General features: G+C 42.9%; 8 protein-coding genes and 1 pseudogene. All 9 read right to left on the reverse strand.

Features of this window, described 5'->3' with window-relative positions; all coding sequences use genetic code 11:
• Window positions 1-156: 156 nt before the first annotated feature.
• Complete coding sequence (locus IE164_RS03500) at window positions 157-1965, reverse strand: acyl-CoA dehydrogenase FadE (protein WP_189628790.1); 1809 nt, start codon at window positions 1963-1965, stop codon at window positions 157-159.
• A gap of 48 nt (window positions 1966-2013) precedes the next feature.
• Window positions 2014-2357, reverse strand: a pseudogene (locus tag IE164_RS18630) (four helix bundle protein).
• 54 nt (window positions 2358-2411) lie between these two features.
• Window positions 2412-3590: an acetyl-CoA C-acyltransferase gene (locus tag IE164_RS03510; RefSeq protein WP_189628791.1), complete on the reverse strand. Its 1179-nt coding sequence runs from the start codon at window positions 3588-3590 to the stop codon at window positions 2412-2414.
• Between the two features lie 38 nt (window positions 3591-3628).
• Window positions 3629-3985 carry a four helix bundle protein gene (locus tag IE164_RS03515; RefSeq protein WP_189628792.1) on the reverse strand — a complete coding sequence of 119 codons (357 nt, stop codon included), beginning with the start codon at window positions 3983-3985 and terminating at the stop codon, window positions 3629-3631.
• 31 nt (window positions 3986-4016) lie between these two features.
• Window positions 4017-6401, reverse strand: coding sequence for a 3-hydroxyacyl-CoA dehydrogenase/enoyl-CoA hydratase family protein (locus IE164_RS03520; protein ID WP_189628793.1), 2385 nt, complete (start codon window positions 6399-6401; stop codon window positions 4017-4019).
• Between the two features lie 69 nt (window positions 6402-6470).
• Complete coding sequence (locus tag IE164_RS03525) at window positions 6471-6908, reverse strand: MarR family winged helix-turn-helix transcriptional regulator (protein ID WP_189628794.1); 438 nt, start codon at window positions 6906-6908, stop codon at window positions 6471-6473.
• Window positions 6909-7012: 104 nt separating this feature from the next.
• On the reverse strand, window positions 7013-9673 hold the full coding sequence (locus IE164_RS03530; protein WP_189628795.1) for an SLBB domain-containing protein: 2661 nt from the start codon (window positions 9671-9673) through the stop codon (window positions 7013-7015).
• 121 nt (window positions 9674-9794) lie between these two features.
• Entirely contained in the window at window positions 9795-9995 is a 201-nt protein-coding gene (locus IE164_RS03535) for a hypothetical protein (protein WP_189628796.1), read from the reverse strand.
• A gap of 9 nt (window positions 9996-10004) precedes the next feature.
• Window positions 10005-11858, reverse strand: coding sequence for a tetratricopeptide repeat protein (locus tag IE164_RS03540; protein ID WP_189628797.1), 1854 nt, complete (start codon window positions 11856-11858; stop codon window positions 10005-10007).
• Window positions 11859-11874 lie beyond the last annotated feature (16 nt).

An 11874-nucleotide genomic window follows, 5' to 3' on the forward strand; every position in this document is an offset into this window, starting at 1 on the left:
GTCACTCTGTTATTTCTTAAATATATACCGATGAAACATAGGAAAAGAAAAAAGCCAACTCTCTCTCGCAAGAGAAAGTTGGCTTGAGTTTTAACTGATTTCTAAGACTTATTAGACTCCCGTTTTCACGGGAATGACGTTCTAAGCTTGTATTTACTATCCAAAAAAGTAAGGATACTTACCTTTGGCGATCATGGTATTGGCTACTTGTCTGCGGAGCTCTTTAACGTTCACCAAGTCCATTTTAGTGAATCGCTTAAGACCCATTAGCATTACTTTTTGCTCATCGCCTTTGGTGAATGAGCCTATGGCTTCTTTAGCAGCTGCTATTACTCTATCAACAGCACCAGCCATATAGATCTGCGTCATGGCAATCTGATCCGTACATGCTTCCTCACCTTTTTGGCTCACCAGCTTTTCAGTTCTTAACATAGCCGACTCGCAAGCGTAAACCTCAATCAAAATATCGGCAAGGTTCATCATTACCTCCTGCTCGTCTTCAATCTTGTCTTGCAGTGCCATAGCAGCTTTTCCACCTACCATCAAGAATACCTTTTTCAAGTTCTTAATCACTTCTTTTTCACCGGCAAAAAGTACTGATTTATCGATGGTGGAGAATGTAGGCACAGAGGTCAGTTCCTTAGAAACGTCCATTGCTGGCCCATAAATATCTACCTCGCCCTTCATTGCGCGCTTCAACAACATGCCTACCATAAGCATTCGGTTGATCTCGTTGGTTCCTTCATAGATCCGGGCAATACGAGCGTCACGATAAGCCCTCTCCATGGGGGCATCGGCCGAGTAGCCCATTCCGCCATATATCTGCACACCTTGATCCACCACATAGTCTAACACTTCCGAGCCATGGATTTTTGCTATTGCACATTCAATGGCAAACTGCTCCACTCCTTTTAGTTTGGCTTTTGCATCGTCCATGCCACCAGCAACCAGATCGTTGATTTTGTCTTCAATGTTTTGTCCGGCACGGTAGCACAAAGACTCTGCTACATAAGTTTTGGTGGCCATTTCGGCCAGCTTACCTTTAATGGCGCCAAAGCTGGATATAGAAACCCCAAATTGCTTGCGCTCATTGGCATAATTGGTGGCCTGAGATATAACCGTTCGGCAACCCCCCAATACTCCGGCTCCTAGTTTTACACGGCCAATGTTCAAAATATTAACAGCAATCTTGAAACCGTTGCCTCGCTCAGAGAGCATGTTTTCTACGGGAACAGGACAATCGTTGAAAAATACCTGGCGTGTGGAAGAACCTTTGATACCAAGCTTTTTCTCCTCTTCGTTCATGGTGATTCCGCCAAAACTCTTTTCGACAATAAATGCGGTGAGATTCTTGTCGTCTTCAATCTTAGCAAACACGATAAAAATATCTGCAAAACCGGCATTGGAGATCCACATCTTCTGTCCGGTAATGTTGTAGTGACTTCCGTCTTCAGAAAGTACAGCTTTGGTTTTACCGCTGTTCGCATCAGAACCTGCATCGGGTTCTGTCAAGCAATAGCAGGCAGCCCATTCACCGGTAGCCAATTTTGGCAGATATTTCTTCTTTTGCTCTTCGTTTCCATAGTAAAGAATAGGCAGAGTGCCTATACCTGTATGAGCCCCGTATGTGGTGGAAAATGAACCGGCCGCTCCAATAATATCGGCAATGAGCATGGAGGTGTTGAAGCTCATACCCATGCCGTTATACTGTTCTGGTACCGAAATTCCCAAAAGACCAAGATCTCCAGCTTTTTTGAAGATGCCTGGTACCAAATCCGGGTCTTTCATGGAGTCTATTTCATCGGCCTTGGGTGAAATTTCAGTATCTATAAAGTCCTGGCATGCTTGCGCCATCATCTTCTGTTCCTCAGAAAACTCTTCCGGAATAAAGACTTCGTTTGCTTCTGTTTCTCTGACGATGAACTCACCGCCCTTAATCGATTTCTTATCTACTGCGACTGACATTTTGGTAGGTATTTTAGTACATAGTATTGAGTATTGAGACAGATTCGACTACCGAATTGATTTCTTCAGACTATAAATCATTCGCTGCAAACCGAGATAACCTGTTTCCAATTCCTCAAATGTTTGATCTTTTATAAAATTCAACTTGTTAGAGATAATTAACTGAGTATCCAGTTCACAAGAAGAGCCATAAGCTATCCCATGAAACTGATTGAATTCCCCATTCGCCCAGCTCCCTCCGCAATATTGGAAGCGATGGAAACAGCGCTTCTTCTTATTTGAGAGGTCAATCCGTATTTTTCCTCTGGAGGCAATGCCTTTGTCTGTTTGTAAACTTCAACTGGAAAGTCTACTGACTGCTGCCAAACCTTTAATTCTCTGTAGTTGTGCATAGTGTTATTGTTTTTGATGAACTAGTCTCAATACCAGCTACCCAGTACTAGTTACTAATTCAAGAATTCATAAATCCCTGCCACACCCTGGCCACCACCAACACAAGCGGTAACCATACCGTATTTGGCATTGCCTCTTCTCCTCATTTCGTTAAAGAGCTGAACGGACAACTTGGCACCAGAGCAGCCCAACGGATGACCCAGAGCTATTGCACCACCATTTACGTTTAGCTTACTTCGGTCTAGGTCTAGTTCTTTTATTACTGCCAATGACTGCGCTGCGAAAGCTTCGTTTAGTTCGATTAGGTCAAGGTCTGACTGCTTCAACCCTGCTTGCTTTAGTGCTTTCGGCACCGCCTCAACAGGACCAATTCCCATAATACGGGGATGTACTCCTACGGCTGTGTAGCTGACCATTCGAGCTATGGGCTCCAAGTTCAGTTCTTTAACCATTCGCTCAGACATTACCATCACAAACGATGCTCCATCAGACACCGGGGAGGAGTTTCCGGCTGTTACCTGGCCTCCTTGCGCGAAAACGGGTTTTAAACCTCCCAGTACATCCAGAGAAGTATCGGCTCGTGGCCCCTCATCTTCATCTACCGTGTACGTTTTCTCAGCCATTTTTCCCGATCCATCTACAAACTTTTCGGTCACTTTAATGGGTACAATTTCATCAGTAAACTTACCGGCCTGCTGGGCTGCAATGGCTTTTTGATGTGACTCTAGAGCAAACTGGTCGGCTTCATCGCGACTTATCTTGTACTCTTTTGCTACTTGCTCTGCCGTAAGCCCCATACTGAGGTAGTAGTCTTGATACTCGGTGGCCAGCTTGTAATTAAGGGCTGTTTTATAACCCATTACTGGCACCATACTCATAGACTCAGTGCCTCCGGCAATAATACAATCGGCAGTACCTGAGTGTATTCTGGCCGATGCCAAAGCAATAGCTTCTAAACCTGAACCACAGTAACGGTTTACAACCATACCCGGAACCTGAATGGGTAAGGCAAGTAAGGAAATCATCCTCCCCATTTGCATACCCTGTTCTGCTTCGGGCACGGCATTACCCACTATTAAATCATCGACCCGGGTGGCATCGAAGTCTTTAATTTGCGAGACCAAGTGCTTAATCACATCTGCAGCCATATCATCGGGGCGAACGCTCTTTAAAACGCTTCGCTTACCACGACCTACTGCTGTTCTATATCCTGCAACTATATAAGCATCCATATTTTTAGATTTAAGATGTCGGACATTTAGATGTCCAACTAGTTGTTTCTTAGTTTTTTAATTAATGGAACAATCATTCTTACTATCTCAGATAGTTCAGAAGTGAATTGACCTAAAGTATCTTCAGACGAATTGCCTAAATCGCATAAAACGATCTGTTGACTTTCAGTCCTATGGGCTGAACCTAACGACATATTTAGAAATCTGGCAAAATCAATATCTGATCCTCTACCAGAACCTACAGCTATTGAAGACATACCTGAAACAGCACTACACTCCATTTGAGAACGCAAATTGTATTTCTCAGAATTAGGCCATTCAGTAGTCAACAAGTACACCTGCTTTACAAGCACCCTTGTTCTCTGCCAAACTCTTAACTCTTTGAAATTTTGCATAGCTCTTTATCTGATGTTTGAATACTGAAGCCTAATTGCGTAACGGTTTACCTTTGAATAAAATACTATGAATTCTTTCCAGGGTCTTTGGCTCGGCCGTCAATTCGACAAACATTTGCCGCTCCAAATCGAGCAGGTATTGTTCCGATACTTCTTGAGGAGAGGTAAGGTCACCGCCACACATTATCCAGGCTAGTTTTTTGGCAATCTTAGCATCGTGTTCTGAAATATAATTTCCCAGCAACATGCCATTGATTCCTGCTTCGAAAAGAGCAAGCCCTACCCTTCCATGTACTTTAATGTCTTTACGCTCAACCGGCTGGGTATAGCCCGCTGCGTGCAGCTCAAGCACTTTTGCTTTTGCATCGGTGAGCAAGCGCGATCGATTGATGGTGATTCCATCTTGCGGACGAAGTATATTCATGGCCAGAGCCTCGTGAGCCGATGTGGCTACTTTGGCTGTGGCAATGTTCATGAATGCCTCTTGCAGTCGATTCAGCTCGGGGTCTCCGTCTTTAAGCGAATCGGACACGCGAAGGGTTAGCTCCTTTGTACCTCCACCACCAGGAATAAGGCCAACTCCCACTTCAACCAAGCCAATATAAGTTTCAGCATGTGCCTGAATTGCATCACAATGCAAAGAAAGCTCGCAGCCTCCTCCAAGGGTAAGGCCGGCAGGGGCGGCAACCACAGGAACAGAAGAGAACTTAGCTCTCTTCATGGTGTTTTGGAACTGAGCAACCATCAGGTTCACTTCATCAAACTCCTGATCGCCAGCAAACATAAAGAGCATGGCCAGATTGGCTCCGGCAGAGAAATTATCGCCTTCATTTCCTATGACCAGACCTTTATACTCTTTTTCGGCCATTGAAATTGCCGTTTCGATTCCTTCTATAACTTCTTGGCCAATGGCGTTCATTTTGGTGTGGAATTCGAGGCATAAAACCCCGTCTCCTATATCGAATAGCGATGCACCAGCATTGCCCCATACCTTGTGGGTTTCCCTAATGTTTTCGAGAATAACGAGGTCTTCTGTACCTGGAATAGTTTTGTAAGACTTAGATGGAATGTCATAATACTTCTTGATCCCATTTTCAATCTTGTAGAAGGAGTCGTTACCTGCCTCAATCATTTCATATACCCAAGAGGCCGGTTTCATGTCCATGGCCTCCATTTGCTCAAGAACCTTTTTGGTGCCGAGTAGATCCCACGTATCGAAAGGACCCATTTTCCATGCAAAGCCTGCACATACGGCCTGATCTATACGGTAGAGTTCATCAGAAATTTCAGGAATGCGATAGGTGATATATCTGAAAGTATCGAAGAAGGTTCGTCTATAGAACTCACCGGCTTTATCATCAAAGTTTACCAGTGTAACTATTCGTTTCTTCAAATCTTCCTCTTCTTTTACTGCCTCTAGTGCCTTGAAGTTCGCCCGCGTTCTTGGGCCATATTCAAAAGTTTTGAGGTCGAGCTCCAGGATTTCTTTATTGCCGTCTTTATCCTTAGTTTTCTTAAAATAGCCTTGGCCCGATTTATCTCCGAACCAACCTCTGTCGTGAACTTCTTTTACTATGTTGGGAAGCTTGAATGTATCTTTAGATTCATCGGCAGGCAGTCCACTATATAGGTTATTGGCTACTTTTACTGTGGTGTCAAGACCAACAACATCCATGGTACGGAAGGTAGCAGACTTGGCTCTGCCTATTATAGGGCCGGTCATGCGATCTACTTCGCCAACCGTAAGGCCCATATCCTCAATAGTGTGCATAGCCGACATAATGGCGTAAATACCAATACGGTTGGCTATAAAGGCAGGGGTGTCTTTACAGAGTACTGTTTCTTTGCCCAGATATAAGTCGCCATAGTGCATTAGAAAGTCTATTACCTCACTATCCGTTTCCGGGCCGGGAATAATTTCGAGCAAACGGAGATACCTAGGGGGGTTAAAGAAATGTGTGCCGCAAAAGTGTTTTTTGAAATCATCGCTTCGCCCTTCGCACATCATGTGCATGGGTATTCCTGAGGTATTGGAGGTAATGAGCGTACCAGGTTTTCTGAATTTTTCCACTTGCTCAAAAACTGTCTGCTTTACATCCAATCGCTCAACGACCACCTCAATGATCCAATCCACATCTTTTATCTTTGGCATGTCATCTTCGAAATTTCCGGTGCTAATAAGGCTCGAAAATTTCTTGTCATAGATTGGCGATGGCTTGGATTTAAGGGCAAATGCCAAAGAGTCGTTCACAATTTTATTGCGAGCATTTTTGTCTTTCTTTTCTTGATCGGACAATTCTCGCGGAACGATATCTAATAAGAGCACTTGAACCCCAATGTTGGCAAAATGACAGGCTATTCGGGAACCCATTACTCCTGAACCCAGCACTGCAACTTTTTTAATAGCTCTTTTCATCAGTTATAAGTTTTACTTCTAAGTGTGAGCATCCTGAAAGAAAGTATTTCTTCTTTTTGAGAATGCGTTTTATTGAAATATGCTTTTTGATTCTACGATCTGATTAATCTTGGCAATCACCTCAAAAAAGGCCTCCAGCTTTTCTGGAGCAATCGATTGCCTTACGGCTTCATTAAAACAGATGACCGTTTCCTTTGAAATTCTACGCTTTTCCTTTCCTAAATCGGTAAGAAAAATTCGTACAGAGCGTCCGTCATCCGGATCCTTCTGCTTGTAAATAACTCCCATCTCTTCCATGGATTTGAGCATGCGCGTTAAGCTTCTGCTTTCAAGACCCATGAGAGGAGCAATTTTAGTTGCGGGAGTCCCTTTTACCGGGTCAATATTTAAGACCACAAAGGCTTGCGATGTGGTGCTATTATGCTTGGCGGCTTCTTGATTGTACATTCGGTAAATCGCGTGCCAACAAGTTTTTATATGGTGATCTACTGTTTCTTCTCTCTTCATATTCTCCTTGAAGGGTTACGAAGTTAGAAAAAATTTGTTATGCATGCATACTATTTTTTCTCAAGAAGCCGAATTTCTTTATCAGACTTGTGGGTATGACGGGGTTAGTTGAGTCGCTCCACCAGATAAATTGTAGTAAGTGTGGAGCTGATAATGGCGGCCAGTGTTCCGAAATTCTCGAGAAACTTGCCCGGTTCTCTCTCCTTTTTGGGTGGTTTGGCCGAAACGGTAATGATGCTTCCGTCAAGAACTTTGGGGTTGCTCAGCCAGCCCACTTTTCTGGTAAACCCATTGGACGAGGTTATATAGATCTTGTGTGCATTCTTTGTTCTACCGCCTGCGTTTCTGATATATGCCTTTACTCCCTGGTTGAGCTGGTATTTTTGAAGGGATGGGTTGGCTACTTCTCCTTCTACTTTCACGGTATAAAACGACTCTGGAATATAAATACTATCATTGGGTTGAAGTACAATATTGAATGCTTCATTTTGTTTGGTCATCAGGTCATCTATAGAAAGGGCAAGTTGTTTACCATCTCTGTAGAACTTTGCACCGGGCAAATAGGCATTTGGTGATATACCACCGGCTCGGGTGATTACCTCCTTGAGTGTTTCTTCTTTACTTCTCAGAAAGTAGTTTCCCGGAAACTTTATCTCACCACTCAACTTTACTTCTCTGGACTCCGAAGAACCCGGAATGAGGTCTACTGTAATATTATCGTTGTGCTGTAAAATGTAAGATCCGTCTGGTTTAGTAGTTGCTCCCAACAGATAGTCCATGTTTGTGGGTACTCTTCGCACCTGAGCGATCATATTGCCTGAAAAATCAAAATTTTCGCGGCTCACCGTCACCGAATCTCTAAATGCCGTGCGGACAAAACCGCCTGCTTGAAGGATCAGATCTTCAACCGTCATATCGTCTGTTAGCGCATAGCGACCTTCGTTCTTAACGGCTCCTCGAATGGTAACGTAGCTGTCGAGCACCTCATTGATATCTCGACTGTACAGAATTACCCGATCTCTGGGCTTTAACACTGCATTGAATTTTTTATCTAAAACCTCATCAAGATTAAATGGTATCACCTGATACTCTGTCTTTCCTTCCTGATAGCGCAACAAATCTGCTCGGCTGGTAAGAATTCGATTTTTATATTCAAGGTCTTCTACATTGGCAGACATGAAAATGAGATCATAAAGTGAAAGGTTCTCTCTCCATAGAACGGTTTTCGGTTTGGATAAGAAGCCTTCTATAGAAACGGTTTCCAGTGTTTTGAGCTCCTGGGTGTTGTATACTTTCAGCGAGTCATCAGGTTGAAGCTGGAAGTTGGGTTGTGAGCCTTCGCCTAACACCTCAGTAAGGTTTAAAGAAAGGAACCTGAGTTCTCCGCTACGATCGCGCCTGAAGAGATCTACTTTTTCGAAATAGGTATTGGGTCTGAGCCCACCAGCCGTTCCAATAAGATCTGCCACAGACATTCCTTCTGTATACTGATAGTCTCCCGGCCTGAATACGGATCCCGCAATGGTTACCATGTTGTCAAACTTATCCAGCACTTTATCGAAGAGTATCTGATCACCATCCTGCAACCTGAAATTCACCCCTTCCAAGAGCAAGTCATTATAATTGATCGTAATAATTTCCCGATCGAAAGAGTTGTCTTTTGAACGGCCTAGCAAAGGCCTTATTCGCTTAATAGTTACGGACTGTGTGTGGGCTGTAGGTTTTAAACCACCGGCAAAGCCAATTAGGTCTATGAGTCCTTCATTGCCCTTGAGCTCATAGATTCCTTCACGATTTACCTCTCCCTCAATTGAAATGGCATTCATTCTACTCTGAATGAATATAACATCGTTACTCATTAGGCGAATATCTTCCGAAACAGCCCCTTTTATGAGGTAGTCATAGAGGTCTATGGTAGAAATGAACCTATTGTTTCTAAAAACTTTTACTTCTCTCAACGACCCGGTGGTTTTAATGCCACCGGAGGCATAAATGGAGTTGAGTGTAGTGGCAAATGAGTTGATCATTAATGAGCCGGGATTCTTTGATTCGCCCATTACCATTACCCGAATGGGTCTTAGTTTGGTGAGTGAAACATCAAGAAATATGGCTGGTGGAGATTTCACCAGACCGGAATAAAACCTGGAAAGGTATTGCTTTAGTCGTTCATGGAGACTCTGGTATGTAACTCCAGATACGAACACCTGACCCACGTTAGGAATAAACAGGTTTCCATTAATATCTACTTTCCCCTCGAATTGAAACTCTGCCTCGCCCCATAAATAAACTCTCAGTTCATCGCCCGGACCTATAATGTAGCCAGGATCTATGTTTCCCACCAGGGCTTGCTGGTTGGCATAAGGATTATTTGTAAAAATATCGTAGCCGAAATAGGGTAAGCCTTGAGGTTCTTTAATTTTAAGCGTGTCTTGAGGAATAATTTGATTGGCCTCATCGGTAAGTTCTGTAGTATAGTCAACCGTATCCAAGGTTATGCTGGTCACCGGTTCTAAGGCTTCTTCCTGATTGGCTTTGGCTAGAATGTATTTTTTGAGGTATTCATCGTAATTGATTCCGTAAAGTCTGGCTTGTCGTCTTGCATCGGCTTCGGTCATTCCTCGTTTTCTCAGTTCAGCCTGAACTTCTTCATAGGTATTTATACCTCGCTTTTCCAGTTCATTCTTAATCTGCTGCTCGGTTTGAGACTTGGCATCGATGGAGAATAAAAGGCAAAAAATAACGATAGCGATATGTAGCCGCTTCATTGGCATGAATGATAAACTGTTTGGTTGAAGGGTACCTGAAAAAATCAGGGTATGTAAGATAGCAAAACTTATTTAAGTCAACCCAACGACAAAATAGAATTAATAAAAGAATAATTGAAGATTAGAGAGATTCTACATTGAAGTCAGCCCCTTTTCCAAAGCTTATCAACGTGTAAAGCCTGTATTTTTCTAGCGTATTTATATCCTTCAACAGACAGTCTCCGTCTGCCATTATTTCCAGTATTTCAAATTCATATTGCTCCCCAAAATTGGTCAATTTGAATTTTTTGCCTACTCTGAGGTTATTGAATGAATATGCCACTCTGGTATCTTAATTGTTAAAATCGCCTCGAAGCGTTCTAAATCGATTCCTCGCTTCGGCCACATAGATACTGCCTTTGAATCTGGTGAGCAAGTCATTGTACACTTTCATAGCCTCATCACTTTTTTTCAGGTCTTCTTCTAAAATCACGCCCGTAAGATATAGGGCATCATCGGCTAGTATATCGTAAGAGTATTTTTCATTAATGAGTCGGAGGGCATTTAAGGCTTGCTCAAATTCACCTAACTGTCTAAGCGTTTGAGCTTTAAGCATCAACACCTCATCGGTTATCGAATGCCTGTCATATTTAGCCAGCATGGAGTCCATAGCTGCCAAAGCTTCCGTTCTCTGGTTTTGAAAGATCATTAGTTCCACATTGGCATAATCTTGCATCACCACATCGGTGGAATCAAAAACGGTATTGTTTTTAATAAGTATGCTGAGATCTAATGCATCGTTGGCAATTTCTCTGGAAGTGGCTAGCTTGAGTATATCTAAATGGCTTTGAGCGAGTTCGAATTCTCCTTTGAAGTATGATAGCTTGGCACTTTTTAGTTTCGCCATATAGCCAAGGGGTTCGTCTTTGAACATTCGCTCTACCTGACCATACAAGAGGATTGACTCCCATGGCTGTTGATCGAGTAAATAAATATCGGCCAGATCCATTTTTGCCTCAGCCAAAATTCTATGCTTACCAATGGGTTGTTGAACCAGTTCGGTAAGTGTGGCTATTGCTGTGTCGATTTTATTAAGCTGAAAAGCCTGGAGAAGGGCTATTCTACGCTGAGCTTCCAGAGCCGTAAAGAGGTCTTTGGATTCTTCTTTAAAGCTTTGATACTTACCAATAAGTTGCCGTACTCTCATTGTATCTACAGGATACGACTGTTTTATAACTTCTTCTTCTGCAAGTAATGAGTAGCGTTGGGCAAGCCGAAAATTCGGGCTTTCTTGGAAATCGGCAATGATATACTCAAATGCTTTAGCAGCATTTTTATAGTCCTTGTTCTCATAGGCAATTATGCCCACATTCAAAATGTTATGGGCACGATTGTCCAATCTTCTGTCTAAGGCTCTGGCTTGCCGCAGAGCGGCCGAAAAATTTTTTTGCTGAAGGTGGGTCCAGATTAACAATTCATTGTACACTGGGTTTCCTGCTTCTTCCTGAATAAACTCATAAAGTACTCCTTCCAACAAATCCATGTCTTCAGGTTCTTCCAAATACCGCTGAAGAGAGTTTTTCACAAATCCCACACTGGTGGGTTGAGTTTTAGAAAAATGAAGGTACTCTCGTATCATTTTCTCTTTCTCACCCATCACCCTGTATACCGTTGCCAAATCAAGAGCAAACATGTCGCTATCTCCAAATACCTTTCTGCCTACTTCATAGGTTTTAATGGCTTTTTCTCTAAAATCTTTCTGAAAAAGCATTTGTGCGAGTATTCGAATATTGTTTCGTTTTTGTCGTTCATCGCTGTCCTTTGCAATTTCCTCTATTAGTTGATCCAGGTGTTTGTCGGCCTGATCTTCTAATTTCATGGTCCGATATAGTACCGCCATGTCTACTTCATAGTTAAAATCATTGGGCAGTTGCCTGATGGCATACTTGAGGTATTTTTCGGCTTCATCGAAAGACTTTTCGGAAAGGAGTAGATTGAAATAGCTATCGTGGATAAGCGGTAAAATCTGACGGTTACGAGCCAGCTTTTCAAATTCAGCTTTTGCTTTTTCCACCTCGCCTTGCTGCAAATACTCTTCGGCCAATTGTATGGGGTTGGTAGACTGAGCAAAAAGGGCTGCAGCAAAGCCAAGTGCGACTAGGGTGGTAAGTCCGAAACGTCTGGGGTTTATCAACACTTTCAACATGCCTTATATATTAAAT

The organism is Roseivirga thermotolerans, from assembly GCF_014653175.1.
Taxonomy (GTDB): domain Bacteria; phylum Bacteroidota; class Bacteroidia; order Cytophagales; family Cyclobacteriaceae; genus Roseivirga; species Roseivirga thermotolerans.

Coding starts and splice junctions, on each gene's coding strand:
- IE164_RS03500 (WP_189628790.1), bottom strand. CDS start 1,965: ATGTCAGTCGCAGTAGATAAGAAATCGATTAAGGGCGGTGAGTTCATC.
- IE164_RS03510 (WP_189628791.1), bottom strand. CDS start 3,590: ATGGATGCTTATATAGTTGCAGGATATAGAACAGCAGTAGGTCGTGGT.
- IE164_RS03515 (WP_189628792.1), bottom strand. CDS start 3,985: ATGCAAAATTTCAAAGAGTTAAGAGTTTGGCAGAGAACAAGGGTGCTT.
- IE164_RS03520 (WP_189628793.1), bottom strand. CDS start 6,401: ATGAAAAGAGCTATTAAAAAAGTTGCAGTGCTGGGTTCAGGAGTAATG.
- IE164_RS03525 (WP_189628794.1), bottom strand. CDS start 6,908: ATGAAGAGAGAAGAAACAGTAGATCACCATATAAAAACTTGTTGGCAC.
- IE164_RS03530 (WP_189628795.1), bottom strand. CDS start 9,673: ATGAAGCGGCTACATATCGCTATCGTTATTTTTTGCCTTTTATTCTCC.
- IE164_RS03540 (WP_189628797.1), bottom strand. CDS start 11,858: ATGTTGAAAGTGTTGATAAACCCCAGACGTTTCGGACTTACCACCCTA.